This is a genomic window from Streptomyces filipinensis (assembly GCF_014649495.1).
Taxonomy (GTDB): domain Bacteria; phylum Actinomycetota; class Actinomycetes; order Streptomycetales; family Streptomycetaceae; genus Streptomyces; species Streptomyces filipinensis.
In genome coordinates, this window is sequence record NZ_BMTD01000004.1 from 91223 (window position 1) to 108934 (window position 17712).

General features: G+C 74.0%; 17 protein-coding genes. 5 read left to right on the plus strand and 12 right to left on the minus strand.

Annotation, left to right across the window (positions count from 1 at the left end):
- Positions 1-4: 4 nt before the first annotated feature.
- The 5 genes from IE244_RS11365 to IE244_RS11385 all read right to left on the minus strand — a co-directional run bounded on the left by IE244_RS11365 (position 5) and on the right by IE244_RS11385 (position 4951).
- Positions 5-2056 (minus strand): HelD family protein, encoded by a 2052-nt coding sequence (locus IE244_RS11365; protein ID WP_191873092.1) that lies wholly within the window; start codon positions 2054-2056, stop codon positions 5-7.
- A gap of 195 nt (positions 2057-2251) precedes the next feature.
- Positions 2252-2680: a lasso peptide biosynthesis B2 protein gene (locus tag IE244_RS11370; protein ID WP_191873094.1), complete on the minus strand. Its 429-nt coding sequence runs from the start codon at positions 2678-2680 to the stop codon at positions 2252-2254.
- Positions 2677-2931, minus strand: a complete 255-nt coding sequence (locus IE244_RS11375; RefSeq protein ID WP_191873096.1) for a lasso peptide biosynthesis PqqD family chaperone — start codon at positions 2929-2931, stop codon at positions 2677-2679. Before IE244_RS11375 ends, IE244_RS11370 begins: the two co-directional genes overlap by 4 nt.
- Positions 2932-2957: 26 nt before the next feature.
- Positions 2958-4805 carry a lasso peptide isopeptide bond-forming cyclase gene (locus IE244_RS11380; RefSeq protein WP_191873098.1) on the minus strand — a complete coding sequence of 616 codons (1848 nt, stop codon included), beginning with the start codon at positions 4803-4805 and terminating at the stop codon, positions 2958-2960.
- A gap of 35 nt (positions 4806-4840) precedes the next feature.
- Positions 4841-4951 carry a keywimysin-related RiPP gene (locus IE244_RS11385; RefSeq protein ID WP_191873100.1) on the minus strand — a complete coding sequence of 37 codons (111 nt, stop codon included), beginning with the start codon at positions 4949-4951 and terminating at the stop codon, positions 4841-4843.
- A gap of 435 nt (positions 4952-5386) precedes the next feature.
- Between IE244_RS11385 and IE244_RS11390 the strand changes: the two genes are divergently transcribed.
- Together IE244_RS11390 and IE244_RS11395 are read left to right on the plus strand one after the other, a co-directional pair.
- Positions 5387-5569, plus strand: coding sequence for a hypothetical protein (locus IE244_RS11390; RefSeq protein ID WP_191873102.1), 183 nt, complete (start codon positions 5387-5389; stop codon positions 5567-5569).
- A gap of 30 nt (positions 5570-5599) precedes the next feature.
- Complete coding sequence (locus IE244_RS11395; protein WP_191873104.1) at positions 5600-6727, plus strand: glycosyltransferase 87 family protein; 1128 nt, start codon at positions 5600-5602, stop codon at positions 6725-6727.
- On the opposite strand, the gene IE244_RS11400 is transcribed toward IE244_RS11395, so the two are convergent.
- Entirely contained in the window at positions 6679-8328 is a 1650-nt protein-coding gene (locus tag IE244_RS11400) for a DNA repair helicase XPB (RefSeq protein ID WP_191873106.1), read from the minus strand. The two genes, IE244_RS11395 and IE244_RS11400, sit on opposite strands and share 49 nt — an antisense overlap.
- Positions 8329-8390: 62 nt before the next feature.
- The gene (locus IE244_RS11405; protein WP_191873108.1) at positions 8391-11087 is read right to left on the minus strand and encodes a helicase-associated domain-containing protein; all 2697 of its coding nucleotides are present in this window, start codon (positions 11085-11087) and stop codon (positions 8391-8393) included.
- A gap of 127 nt (positions 11088-11214) precedes the next feature.
- Between IE244_RS11405 and IE244_RS11410 the strand changes: the two genes are divergently transcribed.
- Both IE244_RS11410 and IE244_RS11415 read left to right on the plus strand, forming a co-directional pair.
- Complete coding sequence (locus tag IE244_RS11410; protein ID WP_191873110.1) at positions 11215-12276, plus strand: hypothetical protein; 1062 nt, start codon at positions 11215-11217, stop codon at positions 12274-12276.
- 126 nt (positions 12277-12402) lie between these two features.
- The gene (locus IE244_RS11415; RefSeq protein ID WP_191873112.1) at positions 12403-13047 is read left to right on the plus strand and encodes an HAD family hydrolase; all 645 of its coding nucleotides are present in this window, start codon (positions 12403-12405) and stop codon (positions 13045-13047) included.
- Here the strand turns inward: IE244_RS11415 and IE244_RS11420 are convergent.
- Positions 13005-13274 (minus strand): hypothetical protein, encoded by a 270-nt coding sequence (locus tag IE244_RS11420; RefSeq protein WP_191873114.1) that lies wholly within the window; start codon positions 13272-13274, stop codon positions 13005-13007. The genes IE244_RS11415 and IE244_RS11420 overlap by 43 nt on opposite strands.
- Positions 13275-13445: 171 nt before the next feature.
- Here IE244_RS11420 and IE244_RS42965 point away from each other — a divergent pair, with 171 nt between their 5' ends.
- Positions 13446-13829, plus strand: coding sequence for a cold-shock protein (locus IE244_RS42965; RefSeq protein ID WP_031170997.1), 384 nt, complete (start codon positions 13446-13448; stop codon positions 13827-13829).
- Between the two features lie 29 nt (positions 13830-13858).
- Here IE244_RS42965 and IE244_RS11430 read toward each other — a convergent pair whose 3' ends face one another.
- The 4 genes from IE244_RS11430 to IE244_RS11445 all read right to left on the minus strand — a co-directional run bounded on the left by IE244_RS11430 (position 13859) and on the right by IE244_RS11445 (position 17450).
- Positions 13859-14719 (minus strand): 1,4-dihydroxy-6-naphtoate synthase, encoded by an 861-nt coding sequence (locus IE244_RS11430; RefSeq protein ID WP_191873116.1) that lies wholly within the window; start codon positions 14717-14719, stop codon positions 13859-13861.
- Positions 14700-15455, minus strand: a complete 756-nt coding sequence (locus IE244_RS11435; RefSeq protein WP_268252887.1) for a futalosine hydrolase — start codon at positions 15453-15455, stop codon at positions 14700-14702. The genes IE244_RS11430 and IE244_RS11435 overlap by 20 nt, the downstream gene beginning before the upstream one ends.
- Positions 15428-15901: a DUF2771 domain-containing protein gene (locus IE244_RS11440; protein ID WP_191873118.1), complete on the minus strand. Its 474-nt coding sequence runs from the start codon at positions 15899-15901 to the stop codon at positions 15428-15430. Before IE244_RS11440 ends, IE244_RS11435 begins: the two co-directional genes overlap by 28 nt.
- Positions 15902-16046: 145 nt before the next feature.
- Positions 16047-17450, minus strand: coding sequence for an MFS transporter (locus tag IE244_RS11445; RefSeq protein ID WP_191873120.1), 1404 nt, complete (start codon positions 17448-17450; stop codon positions 16047-16049).
- Positions 17451-17712 lie beyond the last annotated feature (262 nt).

Here is a 17712-nt window from a genome sequence, read left to right on the forward strand (position 1 = left end):
GCCGTCAGGCCAACTGGGCCGGTACCGGGGCCGAGTGCGTCACGATCAGACCCGACACCGCACGCGTCAGCGCCACGTACAGGCGCCGCAGACCGGTGCGTTCGTCCGGCTCGCCGTCCACCACCGCCTGTGGTTCGTCCAGGACCACGTAGTCGTACTCCAGACCCTTGGCCAGGGACGCCGGGACCAGGGTGAGGCGGGCCTCCTCGGTGGTCTCCTCGCCGGGGGCCAGGTACGGGATCCCCGCCGCCGTCAGCGCCTCGGCCAGCACCGGGATGCGGGCGTCGGCGGCGATCAGGCCCGTCGAGCCCTCGTTGCGCAGCGACTCCGCGCAGGCCGCGACCACTTCCGCCGTCTCGGCGACCGGACGGACCTCGAAGAAGCCGGGGTTCTCACGGACGGAGGCCACCGGTGTGAGGCCGGGAGCGATGTGCGGCAGCAGGCGGGAGGCGTAGGTGATGACGTCCGTGGGCACACGGAAGCCGGCCGTCAGCTCCTCGATGACACCGTCGCGCTTGCCGAGGTGCGCCAGCGCCTCGTCCCAGCTGCGGGTGGCCCACGGCGTCGTGCCCTGTGCCAGGTCGCCCAGCACGGTCGCGCTGCCGGTGGTGCAGCGGCGGCCGACGGCCCGGTACTGCATGGGGGAGAGGTCCTGCGCCTCGTCGAGCACCACATGGCCGAGCGAGTGTGTGCGCTGGATCAGGTCCGCCGCCTCGTCGATCAGCACCGCGTCCGCCGCCGACCACTTCGCCGACTTCACACTGCGCACCGCCCTGGTCCACAGGATCGACTTCTGCTCGTCCTCGTCCAGCACCCCGGCGGCGTGCTCGGCGAGGAAGTCCGCGTCGGTCAGCAGCCGCAGCACGAGCTTGGCCGGGTCGACGGCCGGCCAGATCTCCTTCACGGCCGCCTTCACCGCGCTGTTGCGGGCCACGGCGTCCTGCACCCGGTCGTCCGGCGCCTCCCCGGACCGCTCCATCTGCACCAGCACCGCGTGCGCGATCCGCTGCGGCAGGGCCTCGCGGGCCGCGCCGTACCGGATGTCCCGCCCGCGCAACTCCTGGACGATGTCCTCCAGTTCGTACGCGGGCAGCCGCCAGCGCCGCGAGCCGCGCACCACCACGACCGCCTCCGTCGGCATGGTCACGTGGGAGTACAGGGCGCGGCGCAGCACCTCGGCCATCCGGGCGTCGCCCTTGAGCACGGCCGCGGCCGCCTCGTCCGTGCCGCGCACCTCCACCTGTGCCACCAGGTCGTCCACGGTGGCCTGCTGCACCGCCAACTCGCCCAGGGCGGGGAGCACCTGCTCGATGTAGTGGAGGAAGGAGCGGTTCGGGCCGATGACGAGGGTGCCGGTGCGGGCGAGGCGCTCGCGGTGGGCGTAGAGGAGGTAGGCGACCCGGTGCAGGCCGACGGCGGTCTTCCCCGTGCCCGGGCCGCCCTGGACGCAGACCGTGCCGGACAGGCCGGAGCGGACGATCTCGTCCTGCTCGGGCTGGATGGTGGCGACGATGTCCCGCATCGGGCCGACGCGCGGCCGCTCGATCTCCTGCTGGAGCAGCTTGCTGGTGGTCGCCGTCTCGGCCGGGTCGGAGAGGTGCTCGTCCTCGTACGCGGTCAGGTCGCCGCCGGTGTAGCCGAAGCGGCGGCGCAGCCCGATGTCCATCGCGTCCTTCTTGGACGCGCGGTAGAACGGCTGCGACACCGGGGCGCGCCAGTCGATGACCATGGGGTCGCCGTCGGCGTCGTGCACGTGCCGCCGCCCGATGTAGAACCGCTCGCCCTCCGCGCCCTCGGCCTGGTCCGCGCCCGGCGCGTGCAGAAAGTCCAGCCGGCCGAAGAACAGCGGGGTGTCGCTGAGGTCGGCCAGGGCCTTGATCCGCTCGTCGATCTGGCGGGACAGCACTTCGGCGTTGACCCAGTTGGCGGTGACGTCGCGGATGTCCAGCGATTCCACGTCCTCGCGCATGGCGCGCAGCGCGGCACGGGACGCGGCGAGGTGGGAGCGCTCTCGGCCGAGCGGATCGTCGAGTGGGTCGGCGGCGGGCGTGGACAAGGGGGTGCCTCCGGATCTCCGTCTGGGGTGACTGTCGTCCTGCGGGACGGTCGTCTTCCGACTTCGGGCCGCCCGGTTTCCGTCCGGGCGGCGGCGCTCCGCGAGAGGGAGGCGGGCAAGAGCGGAGATTTTAGAGGAGGCCCTCAGGCAACGGCCAACGAATTAAGAGGAGGCCGTCAGGGAAGGGCCGGTGGACTAACGGGCCGGACCCGGGCCGACGGCGATCAGACGGGCGAAGTAGCCGTCGGGTGCGTCCTCGCCGACCGGCCGGCCCTCGGCCTCGATCCAGGCGTGCGCGGTGAACGGGGGGACGACGCGGACGCCCGTGCACCAGGTCGGCCAGGTGCCGCCGAGACGGCACAGCAGGGCGGCCCCCAGGGAGCGGGGCAGGCAGCCCCGGGGCCCGGCGCAGCGCAGGCTCACCGCGCACACGGCGTCGCGGGCGCGCAGGGCCTGTGCCGCGGTCGCGGGGGCGGCGCCGCGGCGCAGCAGGCCGAGGGCCCTGCGGATGTGGCGTGGCGGCAGCAGCGAGAGGACGACGGCCGGCAGGAGGACCACGCGGGCGGCGAGCCGGCGGCCGAGGGGAACCCCGTACGGCCGCTCCAGGGCGCTGGGCGTGGTCATCGGATCAGCCCGCCGGCGCGCAGCTGCTCCACCAGGGCGCCGACGTCGGCACGCGCGTGGTCGGGGTCGACGTCGAACGCCTCCGCCACCGCCGCCGTCGCGGCCGCTTCGTCACCCCCCGCCATGAGCGTGTCGACCACCAGGGTCGCGGTGGGATTCAGCTCCCAGTACTCGCCGGAGCGCTGGTCGAGGAGCACGGTGCCGTAGTCGGTCTTCGCGGTGCAGACGTCGGCACCGAACCGCAATGCCATGGGGTCTTCCCTTCGGTGTTCCCGGTTCACTTCGGTAGGTCGTGCGGGGTCCGGCCGAGCGCGCGCAGCCACACCTCGACCGCGATGGTCGAGTACAGGACGCCCTGGCGCAGGTGCCGGGTGGCGGGGCGTTCCGCCAGGCGGCGCAGCACGTCACCGTGGACCAGCCCCAGCCGTTCCAGCCATGAGTCCTCCCACAGCGCCCTGAGGTCGCCGCGGTGCTCGCGCAGCCCGTCCGCCGCGTCCCGCGCCGCGGTGGCCTTGTTGGTCCGGCGCAGGCACTCCTCGGGCACGATCCCGCGCATGGCCGCGGTCAGGAGCGGCTTGTACTGCCAGGGCGAGACGCGTTCGTCGGGACGGACGGCGAGGGCGGCCTCGATGACCCGGTCGTCGAGGAACGGCGAGGCCATGGGCAGCCCGCAGCGGGCCGCCATGTGGTCCCACTGCCGGATGATCCGGGTGCAGTTGTGGATCTGTTCCAGGTCGGCGTGCAGTCCCCGGTCCGGGTGCAGGGGCCGGGCCCGCCGGGCCGCCGCGCGCAGCTCCGTACGGGCCAGGTGCTCCGCCTGCGGGGTCACCCACTCGAACAGACGCGGGCTCATGCCCCAGCCGAGGCTGGTGGCGACCGTCGGCTCCAGCGGGTCGCGCAGCCGGTGCTCCGTGTCCGCCAGCCAGGTGCCGTAGGGCCGGGAGTCGGCCAGGGTGCCCAGCAGCGGGCCGAGCGGCCACTGCCACAGCGCCCGGAAGCCGCGCAGCTGCCGCAGCGCGAACAGCGGGCGGCGCCGCGCCAGCCGGTGGTAGTACGCCTCGGAGCACCAGGCCACGTGGTCGCCGCCGATGCCGGTCAGATGGACCCGGCTGCCGCGTTCGGCCATGGCGGGCAGGTGGTGCAGGACCCGTGCGCGGTCCATGACGCCGATGCTGGGCTCGTCCAGTACGTCGTCGATGGCGAGCAGCCCGTCGTAGACGAGCGGTGAGGCATCGGCGTCCCAGATGACGTGCTCGACGTCCGGCAGGGCGGCGGCGGCCCGCTTCGCCCAGTGCAGGTCGGTGTCGGCGGGGTCGCGGCCGGGCCAGGTGGAGGCGACGACGCGGGCCGGTGAGCGGTCGGCGAGGAAGCAGACGGAGGTGGAGTCGAGGCCGCCGGACAGGTCGCAGCTGACCGTGCCGCCGTGCCGGGTGCGGGCGCGGACGGCCTCGTCCAGGGCCTCGCGGACCCGGGGGGCGCCCGTGCGCAGCGGGACGACCGGTTCCGGGGGCGTCCACCAGCGGCTGTGGCGCGCGCCCTGTCCGTCCGGCGCGAGGACCAGCGCCTCGTGCGGGGCCACGGCGGTGATCCGGGGCCACAGCGGTTCGTCGAGCAGGGGGTGCGGGACGGGCCACAGCAGCCGTACGGCCAGGCGTTCCGGCGCCGGTTCGGCGCCGAGCGCGGCGGCCAGGACGTCCGCCCGCGTCGCGGCCACCCGGGTGCCGTGCACGAGGGCGTGGAAGACCAGCCGGAGACCGGAGGCCGTTCCCTGCATCCGGATCCGTCCGTCGAGGGCGGCCACGAGGTGGCAGCTGCCGGGCAGCTCGCGGGCCCACGCGTCCAGTGCGGCGAGGTCGCGCAGGGAGCGGGCGACCCGTTCCAGTTCGGCGCGGTCGACGGGGACGCAGCCGACGAGGGCGAGGGCGGCGGGGCCGACACGGGCGCTGACGATCTCCTGGTCGTGCCAGTGGCCCACGAGCCAGGGCCGGCCCGAGGCGTGATCGAGGCTGCGGGTGCCGGGGCGGGCGAAGGAGCGGGCCACGGCGGCCGCGTCCGCGCGGTCGGCGAAGACCGCGAAGTGCGCGTCGCCGTGGCCCCTCCCCGCACGTGTGTGCAGATCAGTCATGACGTCGGGTCAGAGACGTTCGCTCGCCGTCCTGTTCAGTTCTTGCTGAAGATGACCCGGTCGTTGCCGCTCCGCTGCAGGAGTCCGGTCTCCTTGCGGAAGGAGCCGAGCCGGACGAGCGTCGGTGCTTCGTAGGCCTTCTTCATGACTTGTTCTCCTCACGGTGTGTCCTCCGCCCCCCGAGGGCGGCCTGACACCAACTAGCCGGGGAGTCGAGTGGTCCGACAAGATGCAAGAGAACAGTCGGATTGTCTGAAAATTCTGCTCGTTCAGGGTTTGTTCGAGCTCTGAACGAGAGCCCGTCCGGCGGCCGCCCGCGCCCCGCAGGTGCCGGTGGCGTGTGCGGGAGGAACGTTTTCACGTGGACCGTGGCGCGCCGGGCCGGCCCGGACCGGGACCGGCGCGGAAGGGGTCCGCAAGGGCGCACTCCGGGTCCGGGCCGCGATTCCGCATGCGGACCCCTAGGGGGCGAGGCCGCCCGGCGTAGGGGGAGCACTCCACCCAGGGAGGTACGCGAAGGACGGCGAGATTGGCTCCGCAGACCGATACCGGCCACACGCTGCGAGAGCGACCATGGGGACATGAGCGCAGTAACCATCCATCCAGCCCCCGCCCGCCCGCCGGCCGGCGCCACAGCCGTGGACGGCCCGCACCACCACATCCTCGGCAACGCCCTGCGCGCCATCAAGGTCTTCGCGGAGGCCGCGTTCAGCGTGGTCATCCTCGGCGAGTACGGCGAGGAAGCGGGCATACACCGCAAGTAACCCCCTAGGGTCGCATCCGTGGGGAAACGGATGCCGACACTCCTGCTCGCGACCTCCCTGACCGTCTTCGTCACCCTGAGCGTCCTGCGGCACGCGCCCATGGCCGACCTGCTGGTCTACCGGGCCCAGGGCGAAGCCGTCGTCCACGGCACCGACCTGTACGGCTTCACCGTCACCCGGTGGCGGCTCCCCGCGACCTACCCGCCCTTCGCGGCGATCCTGTTCGTCCCCACCACCTGGCTCCCCCTCCCGGCCCTGAAGGCGGCCGCCCTCACGGGCAACGCGCTCCTGCTCGCGACCCTGGTCGCCCTGTCGGCCCGCCTCGCCGGCACAGTGGCCCCCGCACCCCTGCTCCACACGGCCACCGCACTGTCCCTCTGGCTCGAACCGGTCTTCCAGACCGTCCTGTTCGGCCAGATCAACCTCGCCGTCGCCTGCCTGGTGCTCGGCGACCTCACCAGACCCCCGGGCGCCCGGGGCAAGGGCGTCGCCCTGGGCGTCGCGGCCGGCATCAAGCTCACCCCGGCGGTGTTCGTGCCGTACCTGTTCCTCAGGGGCCGCGACCGGGAGGCGGCGACGGCGACGGCCGCCTTCGCCGGTACCGTCCTGCTCGGCGCACTGGTGCTCCCGGCCGCGAGCGCCGACTTCTGGACCCGGCGGCTGTTCGAGACCGGCCGGATCGGCAAGGCGTGGATCGTGGACGACCAGTCCCTGCGGGGCCTGATCGCGAGGGCGCTCGGCACCCCGGCACCGGGCCCCGCCTGGCTGCTGCCCGCAGTGGCCGTCGGCGCGGCCGGACTGTGCCTGGCGGCACGCGCCCGCGAGGAACGCCACGGCGTCCTGCTCGCGGCGTTCACGGCCCTGCTGATCTCACCGATCAGCTGGTCCCACCACTGGGTGTGGTGCGTCCCGCTGCTCGCGGTCCTCCTCGCCCAGGGCCGCGTGCGCCTCGCGGCCCTGACCGTCACGGTCTTCACCGCCCGCACCCTCTGGCTGGTCCCCCACGAGGGCGACCGCGACCTGCACCTGCCCTGGTGGCAACAGCCACTGGCCTCGCCGTACCCCCTGCTGGGGCTGGCGCTGATCGCGGCGGCGGCGCTCCCGGCAGGTCAGCCGGTGCCCTCCGCCAGGATCTCGTCGGCGTCGACGATCCGGTAGGCGTAGCCCTGCTCGGCCAGGAAGCGCTGGCGGTGGGCGGCGAAGTCCTGGTCGATGGTGTCGCGGGCGACGACCGAGTAGAAGTGCGCCTGGTGGCCGTCGGCCTTAGGGCGCAGCACCCGGCCGAGCCGCTGCGCCTCCTCCTGGCGGGAGCCGAAGGTGCCGGACACCTGGATGGCGACGGTGGCCTCGGGCAGGTCGATGGAGAAGTTGGCGACCTTGGAGACGACCAGCACGCTGATCTCGCCCTCGCGGAAGGCGTCGAAGAGCTTCTCGCGCTGGGCGTTGGAGGTCTCGCCCTTGATGACGGGCGCGTTCAGGTGCTCGCCCAGTTCGTCGAGTTGGTCGATGTACTGCCCGATGACGAGGATCTGCTGGCCGGCGAACCGGCGGACGATCGCCTCCGTCACCCGCCGTTTGGTGTCGGTGGTGGCACAGAAGCGGTACTTCTCCTCCGTCTCGGCCGTCGCGTACGCCAGCCGCTCGGAGTCCGTCAGGTTCACCCGCACCTCGACGCAGTCGGCCGGCGCGATGTACCCCTGCGCCTCGATCTCCTTCCAGGGCGCGTCGAACCGCTTCGGACCGATGAGCGAGAACACGTCCGACTCCCGGCCGTCCTCGCGCACGAGGGTCGCCGTCAGGCCGAGCCGCCGCCGCGCCTGCAGATCGGCGGTGAACTTGAAGACAGGAGCCGGCAGCAGATGCACCTCGTCGTAGACGATCAGCCCCCAGTCCCGGGAGTCGAACAGCTCCAGGTGCGGATAGACACCCTTCCGCCGGGTCGTGAGCACCTGGTAGGTGGCGATGGTGACCGGCCGGATCTCCTTGCGTGTCCCGCTGTACTCACCGATCTCGTCCTCGGTCAGCGAGGTCCGCTTCACCAGCTCGTGCTTCCACTGCCGGGCGGAGACGGTGTTCGTGACGAGGATGAGCGTGGTCGACTTCGCCTGCGCCATGGACCCGGCACCGACCAGCGTCTTGCCCGCGCCGCAGGGCAGCACCACGACCCCGCTCCCGCCGTGCCAGAAGTTCTCCACGGCCTGCTTCTGGTACGGCCGCAGGGCCCAGCCGTCCTCCAGCAGCTCGATCGGATGCGCCTCACCGTCGACGTACCCGGCGAGGTCCTCGGCCGGCCAGCCCAGCTTCAGCAGCATCTGCTTGATCTGCCCGCGCTCGGAGGGGTGCACCACGACGCTGTCCGGGTCGATCCGCGCCCCGACCAGCGGGGTGATCCGCTTGGACTTCAGCACCTCCTCCAGCACCGGCCGGTCGGTGGTGGTCAGCACGAGCCCGTGCGCGGGGTGCTTGCTGAGCGTGAGCCGTCCGTACCGGTCCATGGTCTCGGCGATGTCCACGAGCAGCGCGTGCGGCACCGGGTACCGGCTGTACTGCACCAGCGCGTCCACGACCTGCTCGGCGTCGTGCCCGGCGGCACGCGCGTTCCACAGCCCCAGCGGGGTGACCCGGTAGGTGTGGATGTGCTCGGGCGCCCGCTCCAGCTCGGCGAAGGGCGCGATGGCCCGGCGACAGTCGTCGGCCCGCTCGTGGTCGACTTCCAGGAGCAGGGTCTTGTCGGACTGGACGATCAGTGGACCATTCACGCGTGGTACACCCTTTCCCTACGGCCAAACGTCCAGTGTGCCGCATCGGCCGCTGGACCGGGTCAGTCCTCCGCCAGCTCCGCCACCCCCGTGATCCGGTGCAGCGGATAGGTGCGGACCTCGTCCGCCGTGTGGTCGTACGCCGTGACGAAGCCGCCCTCGACGCGGACGGGGGCGATGACGCGCTGGCTGGCGGTGCCCTCGGCGTTGACGTAGCCGATCCACAGGGAGTCGCCGGTCAGGACGGCGGCCTGCATCGTGGCCAGGGTCTCCGCGGAGGAGGTGCGGGGCAGTTCGCCGCCCGCCAGGGGGGCGCCGCCGGATCCGCCGCCGGATCCGCCGCCGGATCCGCCGACCGGCTTGCGCGGGGTGGTGGCGGCCAGGTCACCCGCCCGGATCGCGCGGATCGCCGCCGTGAGCAGCGTGGCGTCGGGCGCCGGCGGCCCGTCCGGGACGGGCTCGGGGGCGGTGCGCGGCGGGGTCCGGTGGGCGTGCGCACGGGCGATCAGCACGTCACCCTCGGCGGACTCCGCGGCCGGTGCGTACCCCATGGCCCGCAGGCCCTCCAGCAGGGTCGCCGGATCGCAGGGGGCGGCCAGCACGGTCGGGGCCAGGCGGCGCAGGCGCAGGGCCGCGGCGCGCCGGTCGGCCAGGATCTCGTTCAGCAGGGTGTCGTCGTCGCAGCGGACGTACGCCGACGCCGCGCCGACCCGGAGGTGACCGTGCTTGCGGGCCACGTCGTCGATCAGATAGGCGAGCGGCTGCGGGACCGGGGTGCGGGAGTGCCCGGCGAGGAAGGCGTGCAGGTCGGCGGCGCTGCGACCGGCGTCCAGGGCGCGCCGTACCGAGGCCGGGGTGAAGCGGTACACGGTCGCGCCGCCCTTGGACTCGACGTCCGCGAGCACCCCCAGCACCTCGGCGAGCGGACGCTGCAGCGGGCCGGGCGCCACCGCCGTCAGATCGGCCTGGAGCAGGACGTGGTCCAGCGGTTCGGGCAGGAGCGGGGCGAGGAGGCGGGCGGCGGCGGCCGTCGCCGCGGCCTGCTCCGCCGGCGCGAGAGGGGTGGGCGCGGCGGCCGGGCGGTGGTGATGGTGGACGGGCAGTTTGTCACCCGGGCCGAGCGGCCCGGCGGCCCCGGCCGACGCGGCGGAGCCGCCGGCGTCGACCGGCCTGGACGAGCCGGCGGCCGTGCGGGCGCCCGCGGCGGAGATGCCTGGCAGTGCGCCGGTGGCGGCCGAGGCGGAGGTGCCGCGCGTGCCCGTCCCCGCCGCGGTGGTGCCCAGCAGAGCCCGCCCGTGCGCGGACAGCGCGGCCCGCCCGGTGACGCCCAGCAGCTCGGCCTCGGACAGGGCCCAGCGGGCCAGCCGGGCGCGCAGGTCCTCGTCGTCGTCCCGCTGCTGGGGTCCGCGCAGCGGCCGTTCCCAGCGCAGCCGGGCCAGCACCGAGTCGGTGTCCGGGGCCGCGCCCGCCGGCAGACCGGACAGCAGGGTCAGCACCCGGTGCCGTACCTCGGGCGCGGCCGAGCGGTCCAGGCCGGGGCCGAGCGCGGCGAGCGCGCGGTCCTTCGCGTCCCGGCCGCCGACCAGACCCGGCGTCCGGGTGGCCGCCAGCCAGGCCTCGGCGAGCTGGGCCCAGCGCTCGGCGGGGGGCCGCTCCAGCCACTCGTCGTAGGCGGGCGTGGCCGCGTACCGCTCGTCGGCCTCGCCGTCGGAGGCGATCAGCCCCGCCGCGTACGCCAGCTCCACCCAGAACGCGGCGACCGGCTCGGACACGTCCAGCGCGACGGCGGTCCGCTTCAGGTCACGGACGCTCAGGCCCCCGGCCCGCAGCACGGCCGGGCCGCCCTCGTCCCAGTCCTTCAGCAGCTCCTCGACGGTGGCGAGGGCGGTGTACGCCTGCCCGGCCGCCGTCGCGTCCACCACCTGCGGAGCGTGGGTGGCGGCCGGTTCCACGGCGGGCGGCAGTGGCTCGGGGGTGCGGTGGGCGTGGCCCTGGCGCAGATGAAGGGCCACCTCGCGGGGCAGCACGACCGTGCCGGGAGCTGCCGGCAGCAGCAGGCCGCGGTCGAGCAGCCAGCGCAGATGCGCGGCCGGGTCCGCGGTGACCTGCCCGTAGGGCGGTCCCCACACCAGCCGCGCCAGTACCTCGCGGGCCGCCTCCGGGGCGCCGGCGAGCAGCGCGGCCATCTTCTTCCGGTCGGCGAACAGCGCGGTGAGCGCGGTCAGGGCGGACACCGAGTCATGCGTCGAGGGCAGCCCGGCGGCCGTGACGATCTCCTGGATGCGGCCCGGTGACATGCCCGAGGCGGCCTCCAGCACGGTCGGGCCGAGACCGGTCGGGGAGGGGTGCTGCGGGGAGGGGGCGAGCAGCTCGCGGGCGGTCCGCACCAGCCGCAGCCGCTCGTCGTCACCCCACACCAGCGCCTGCTCGCGCAGGGTGGCCAGGGCGGGCGGCAGCGCGGCGGCGACCGTGTCGTCCCCGGCGTCCCCGGCCATCAGCCCGAGCAGCACGTCGTAGGACGCCGGGTCCGGGGCCACGGCCAGCGCCTCCGCCGTCTGCAGCGCGAACCGGTCCAGCCGCTCCAGCGCGCGCAGCACCGAGGCGCGGGTACCGGCCCGGGTGGCCAGCTGGGTGAGGTCGGTGGGCACGGGCGTGATGAGGTCGGGGCGGCTGCGCAGCAGCGCGGCCAGGGAGAAGTCGTCCCGCGCGCGGAGCGACTCCGCGAGGGAACGGGGGGCTGGGTGGGCCGCTTGGCTCATCTGACCCACGGTAGCGGTTGCCGTCGTCGAGGGCTGCGCCCGCGCACCCGGGCGAACGGTTCGCCGCCCCGACACTGCGCTACCGTCCTCACGGGGTTTCATCACCGTCACCCCGGAGGGGTTTTCCGTGGGGATCGAGAGCGACCAGGTCGTCTACGAGTACCTGAGCCGTGTCGGAGACATCGCTCAGCAGCGGCAGCTGCCGTCGGCCACGCGGATGCGGCTCGTGTCGGAGCTGCGCAACGAGATCGACCGGCACCGGGCCAGGGCGACGGTCGACAGTCCCGCCGCGGTCCGCCGCATCCTGGACCGGCTGGGCAGCCCGGACGAGGTCGTCGAGGCGGCGGGCGGCGCGTCCGCTGCCCCGGGTGCCGGGCGGGTCTCGCAGCCGCCGTCCGCCGTGCCCGCCCAGCCGGCGCCGCGTGAGCGCACACCGCAGCCCGCGGACGGGGAACGGCGCGGGGAGGAGGGCGGGGAACGGCGCAAGGGCCTGCGCCGGATCGTCCCGCGGCCCCGCCCCGCCGAGCCCGAGCCCCCCGCGGCGCGGCCCGCCCCGTCACCGCCGCACCTGGCCGCCGCGCACGAACTCGGGGACAGCGCCGCGCGGCCCGACTGGTGGCGGGTGGGGGGCAGCCCCCTCGGGGGCCCCTTCGGCGGGCCCGGCGGGCCGGCCGCCGAGACCGACTCGGTGCCGGGGTTCGTCGGCGGGGTGGAGATCCCGGAGCTGCTCAAACGGCCGCCGGAGCCGACGGAGGAGACGGCCGGGCCCACCCCTCGGACGGCGGCGGTGGAACCGGAGGCCACCGAGGCCGAGCCCGCCCCGCGCCGCAGACTGCTCCCGCGCCCCGCGGCCGGCTGGACCAACCCCCTCCTGCTGCTGGCCGCCGCCGCGCTGGTCGCCGGCGCGGTGCTCGGCAACTGGTTCGCCCTGATCCTGGGCTGGGCGATCGCCTACGGCTCCCGGCGGCTGACCCCCGCGGAGACCAAGTGGGCCGTGATGGTGCTGCCGGGTGCGGCGGCCGGGGCCGGGCTGGTGTGGCTGTGGGGCAGGGCCAACGACCACTGGGGCGCCCCGATCGCCCAGGGTCACATGACCGACGCGCTCGCCCAGACCTGGCCGTGGGTGGTCCGGGGCGCGGCGGTCGCCTCGGCGCTGTACCTGGTCTGGCGCTCACAAAGGACCAGGTGAGCCGCGGCACGCGGCCGGGTGCGGGCCCGCCGTGGCTGGTCGCGCTCAGCCACCGACGACCGCCCCCGGCCAGGCGGGGATCACCGCGGCGCCGCCCCGGAAGGCGCCCTCGACCGCGCTGACACAATGGCCGATATGACTCTCACCGTCGGCTTCGACCTCGACATGACCCTGATCGACTCCCGGCCGGGCATCCGTGCGTGCTACCTGGCGCTGGCGGAGCGGACCGGGACGTTCATCGACGCCGACCTGGCGGTGAGCCGGCTCGGTCCGCCGCTCGTGGCGGAGCTGGTCAACTGGTTCCCGGCCGAGCAGGTGCCCGCGATGGCGGACCTGTACCGGGAGATGTACCCGTCGATCGCCATCGCCGCGACGCCCGCCATGGAGGGCGCCCGGGAGGCGATAGCCGCGGTCCGGGCGGCCGGCGGACGCACGATGGTGGTCACGGCGAAGTACGAGCCCAGCGCCAAGCTGCACCTGGCCCACCTGGGCATCGAGCCGGACGTGGTCGTGGGCGACCTGTGGGCGGAGCGGAAGGCGGAGGCGCTGTGCGAGCACGGCGCGGGCGTGTACGTCGGCGATCACGTCGGGGACGTGCGCGGTGCCCGTACGGCACGGGCGCTGTCGGTCGCCGTGGCGACCGGACCCTGCACCACCGACGAGCTGCGCGCGGCCGGCGCGGACGTCGTCCTGGACGACCTGTCCGCCTTCCCGGCGTGGCTGGCCGGCTACCGGGAGGGTGAGGCCGGGGCCGAGGCGCCGCGCGCCTGACGCCGGCCGGCGGCGACCGACCGCAGGACGCCCGCGCCGGCCACGAGGAAACCGACGGCCATGAGCATGCTCAGACCGAACATGTACGTCGGAAAAGGTTTTGCGCCGAGGAACAGCGGCGTCACGGTGACCAGGGTGGCCAGGGCACCGATGAAGAAGACGATCGCACCGGCGCGGATCAGGCCGTCACCGGGCGCGGCGGAATTCGTTCGGGTTTTGTCACGCACCGGACCAGGGTAGTTCCCAGCGCGAGAGAACAACCGGGGGACGTCTTGTCACCCGCCCCGAGACCATTAGCCTTGGTAGCGGCGGGTCGTGGTCGACCCGCTCTACTGCTATCAAGAGCACTTTCGAAGCAGTGGCAGTTTCCCCAACGAGTACGAGGACGAGGACAGACGGTGCCGACCGGGCGTGTCAAATGGTTCAACAGCGAGAAGGGCTTCGGCTTTCTCTCCCGCGACGACGGCGGTGACGTCTTCGTCCATTCCTCGGTTCTCCCCGCCGGAGTCGATGTACTCAAGCCGGGACAGCGCGTGGAGTTCGGCGTCGTCGCCGGTCAGCGCGGTGACCAGGCGCTGTCGGTGACCGTGCTGGAACCGGCGCCGTCGGTCGCCGCCGCCCAGCGCAAGAAGCCGGACGAACTGGCCTCGATCGTGCAGGACCTGACGACCCTCCTCGAGAACATCACGCCGATGCTCGAGAAGGGCCGCTACCCGGACAAGGCCTCCGGCAAGAAGATCGCCGGCCTGCTGCGGGCGGTCGCCGACCAGCTGGACGTGTAGGCACCCGTCAGGGAGGACGAGCGCACCCGTCAGGGAAAAGCGAGCGCATCCGGGCCGAGGGGCGGCACCAGCCCCTCGGCCGCCGCACGTGTGAGCAGTCCGCGGACCGCGGCGTAGCCGTCCTCGCCGAGGGCGGCGGTGAACTCGTTGACGTACAGGCCGATGTGCTGGTCCGCCACGGCCGGGTCCATCTCCTGGGCGTGGGCCATGACGTACGGCCGGGACGCCTCGGGGTCGTCCCAGGCGGCGCGGACGGAGGTCCGGATGGAGTCCGCGAGGCGCGTCAGCGTCCTCGCGCCCAACGAGCGCTTCGCGACGATCGCGCCCAGCGGGATCGGCAGGCCGGTCGTGTGCTCCCAGTGCTCGCCCATGTCGGCCAGCTTGTGCAGCCCGTAGTTCTGGTACGTGAAGCGTGCCTCGTGGATGACCAGACCGGCGTGCACCTTGCCGTCCCGCACCGCCGGCATGATCTCGTGGAACGGCATGACGACGATCTCGCCGAGCCCGTCGCCGGGCAGGGTGTTCGCCGCCCACAGGCGGAAGAGCAGGTAGGCGGTCGACTTCTCGCTGGGCACCGCGACCGTACGGCCCCTCAGGTCGGCGTCCGGCTCCCGGGTGAGCACCAGCGGCCCGCAGCCCCGGCCCAGCGCACCGCCGCACGGCAGCAGCGCGTACTCGTCGAGGACGTACGGCAGGACGGCGTAGGACACCTTCAGCACGTCGAACTCGCCGCGCTCGGCCATGCCGTTGGTGACGTCGATGTCGGCGAAGGTCACGTCCAGGGCGGGGGCGCCGGGGACGCGGCCGTGGGCGAGGGCGTCGAAGACGAAGGTGTCGTTGGGGCAGGGCGAGTAGGCGATCTGCAGCGGCTCAGCGGTCGTGTGCGTCATGTGGGTTCCAACTCTCCAGTGCGGGCGCGAGCTTCCCGAACGCCTCGGTGAGCGCGGTGAGGGCGTCGCCGATGCGCCAGGCGGCGCGGTCGCGCGGGCCGACCGGGTTGGAGACCGCGCGGATCTCCAGCGCCGGCACCCCGTGCGCGGCGGCCGCCTCCGCCACCCCGAACCCCTCCATGCCCTCGGCGAGCGCGCCGGGGTGCCTTCCGCGCAGGGCGGCGGCCCGGTCGGCGGTGCCGGTGACGGTGGAGACGGTGAGGATCGTGCCGGTACGGGCGCCGGTCGCGTCGGACACGGCGCGTACGGCCGGCCCCGGCGGCCGGTGGGTGACGGTCCCGAAGCCCAGCTCGGTGACCGGGACGAAGCCGTCGGCGGTCTCGGCGCCCAGGTCGGCCACGGTGATCGCGTCGGCCACGACGAGCGAGCCGACGGGTGCCTCCGGCGCGAAGCCGCCGCCGATCCCGGCCGAGACGACCAGGTCGTACGGGGCGCCGTCGAGGGCGGCGGCGGTCAGGGCGCCGGCGGTGGAGGCGGCGGCGAGGGCCGGGCCCACCCCGGCGGCGAGCAGGTCCCAGCCGGCCGCGGTACGGCACAGGAGCGTGCCGGGGAGCCGCACCTCGGTCACGGGCCCGGGGAACGCCCGTGCCACCGCGTCCCGCTCGACCGGGACGGCGGTGGTCACGAGGACCCGCGCGGAAGCCGTGATCAGGCCTTCTTCAGCTTGAACGTCCACATGCCCTGGTTGGACTTCTCGCCCATCCGGACCGTGACCGTGTTGGTGTCGCCCTGGGTGCCGTACTGCTGGTTGAAGAACGCACTGCCCGGGATGGTGCGGTACGTCTTCTTGCTGACGTCGGTGAACTGCTGGCCGTTCACGAGGATGACCCAGCCGGCGTCCGCGATCTTCGGGTCGACCCCGAAGCGGACGGTCTCGTCCTGGTCGACCTTGATCGACTCGGCCTTGTCGACGTTCTTGACGCACTGCGCCAGCGACTTGGCGTCCAGCGGCTTGCCGTCGTTGTAGCAGGTGGCCTCGGAGTTGACCGAGTCCTTGCCGACGGTGACCGTCGAGACGGGTGTCGGCTTGTCGCAGGCCGACAGGACGAGCAGTCCGGCGGAAACGGCGCCGGCGACGGCGACGGCGCGGCGGCGTCGCACAACGGATTGCAGCGTGGTCATGGCCGAAGGCTATCGGGCGCCCCGAGCCCTTCGCCCACGCGGGGTGCGGCGTGCCCGGTTCGTTACGCCAGCCGGTCCTGCGGGTCCGGCACCGTGTCCGGTTCGTCATGCCGTTTCGCCGTGCCGGACGGTGTGCCGGGGAAGGTCAGGTCACGCCGGGCCGTGGGCGGCCGCCGTGCCGGGCCGAGGCGAGCAGCCCCTTCAGCGTGGCCAGCCAGCCGACGGCGACGAACACCGCGCCGACCAGCAGGCCGACGGTGCCGTCGAGCGGCAGCACGATGCCGACGGCGCCGCCGAACACCCACGCCATCTGCAGCAGCGTCTCCGAGCGGGCGAACGCCGAGGTGCGCACCAGCTCCGGCACGTCCCGCTGGATCAGCGCGTCCAGGGCCAGCTTGGCCAGCGCCTGGGCGAACCCGGCGACGGCGGCGAGGCAGGCCACCAGGAACGCGCCGAAGAACAGGGCGGCCACGATCGCCGTGCCGAGCACCACCGCGACGACGGTCACGATGATCACCTCCGGGGCGCGTGACCTCAGCCAGGCCCCGACGGCCGTGCCCAGCGCGTTGCCCGCACCGGCGGCCACACCGACGATCCCGAGCGAGACCGCCGCGCTCTCGCCGGTCAGCGGATGCTCGCGCAGCAGGAAGGCGAGGAAGAAGATCAGGAAGCCGGACAGGCAGCGCAGGGCGGCGTTGGCGCCGAGCGCGTGGGTGACGGCGGGTCCGACGGTGCGCAGCCCCGGCCGTTTCGCCTGGTCCTTCTTGCGCGGGCCGTGCAGATGCCGTGCGTCGGCCGCGAGCAGCGCCACGTCCTCGCCCTTGGCCGAGTCCACCGTGGGCGGCAGCGAGAACGACAGGAGCGTTCCCGCGACGAAGATCACGAAGGCGCCGTAGAGCGGCCAGGGATCACCGGCCCTGTGCAGTCCCGCCGCGATCGGCGCGGCGACGCCGGTGGCCAGCAGCCCGGCGAGGGTGACCCGCGAGTTGGCCTTCACCAGCGAGAACCGGGGCGGCATCAGCCGCGGTACGACGGCGCTGCGGACCACCCCGTACGCCTTCGACGCGACCAGCACGCCCAGCGCGGCGGGATACAGCTCCAGGCTGCCGCTCGCCACCGCCCCCGAGATGACCAGCGCGAGCAGGGCACGGGCCAGCATCGCCCCGGCCATCGCGGCGCGCCGCCCGTGCGGCAGCCGGTCGAGAAGGGGCCCGATGACCGGGGCGAGGACGGTGAAGGGCGCCATCGTGATGGCGAGGTACAGCGCGACCCGCCCGCGGGCCTCGGCGGTCGGCACGGAGAAGAACACCGTGGAGGCGAGCGCCACGGTGATCATGACATCGCCGGCGCCGTTCACCGCGTGCAGCTCGATCAGCTTGCCCAGCCCCGACTCGCCCGCGCCGTGCGCGTGCGTGGCCTTGCGGATGCCCCGCGCGGCACCGGTGACGGGGAAGTGCAGGGCACGCCCGACAGAGCGGACGGCGCCACCGACCCGGCTCGCGCCGCCACCCCGAACACCACGCCTGTCCGCGGTCGCCACGTGCTTCATAGTGCCCCGAGAAGGCGGCCGATAGTGCGGTACGGCGCGCAGGGCGGCCAACCCCGCCGCCGATCCGGGCACTTCCGGGCCGACGGCCCGGGACGGGCCGGGCGGGGAACGCCGGTGGTCCGGGGGGCGGGCCGGCCGGGGAGCGCCCGGGGAGCGGGGGCGGCCGGGCGGAAAACCTGCCGCGTGGCGGCGACGAATCCTGTTCGGTGTAGCGTGCGTATCTCAGCCATAACGCAGAATGGATGGCAGAGGTGCGCCCGAG

Excerpts from the sequence above, each read along its gene's own strand:
- IE244_RS11370 (WP_191873094.1), bottom strand. The coding sequence starts at position 2,680 with ATGACCACGCCCAGCGCCCTGGAGCGGCCGTACGGGGTTCCCCTCGGC.
- IE244_RS11375 (WP_191873096.1), bottom strand. The coding sequence starts at position 2,931 with ATGGCATTGCGGTTCGGTGCCGACGTCTGCACCGCGAAGACCGACTAC.
- IE244_RS11380 (WP_191873098.1), bottom strand. The coding sequence starts at position 4,805 with ATGACTGATCTGCACACACGTGCGGGGAGGGGCCACGGCGACGCGCAC.
- IE244_RS11385 (WP_191873100.1), bottom strand. The coding sequence starts at position 4,951 with ATGAAGAAGGCCTACGAAGCACCGACGCTCGTCCGGCTCGGCTCCTTC.
- IE244_RS11390 (WP_191873102.1), top strand. The coding sequence starts at position 5,387 with ATGAGCGCAGTAACCATCCATCCAGCCCCCGCCCGCCCGCCGGCCGGC.
- IE244_RS11395 (WP_191873104.1), top strand. The coding sequence starts at position 5,600 with ATGCCGACACTCCTGCTCGCGACCTCCCTGACCGTCTTCGTCACCCTG.
- IE244_RS11405 (WP_191873108.1), bottom strand. The coding sequence starts at position 11,087 with ATGAGCCAAGCGGCCCACCCAGCCCCCCGTTCCCTCGCGGAGTCGCTC.
- IE244_RS11415 (WP_191873112.1), top strand. The coding sequence starts at position 12,403 with ATGGCCGATATGACTCTCACCGTCGGCTTCGACCTCGACATGACCCTG.
- IE244_RS11430 (WP_191873116.1), bottom strand. The coding sequence starts at position 14,719 with ATGACGCACACGACCGCTGAGCCGCTGCAGATCGCCTACTCGCCCTGC.
- IE244_RS11440 (WP_191873118.1), bottom strand. The coding sequence starts at position 15,901 with ATGACCACGCTGCAATCCGTTGTGCGACGCCGCCGCGCCGTCGCCGTC.
- IE244_RS11445 (WP_191873120.1), bottom strand. The coding sequence starts at position 17,450 with ATGAAGCACGTGGCGACCGCGGACAGGCGTGGTGTTCGGGGTGGCGGC.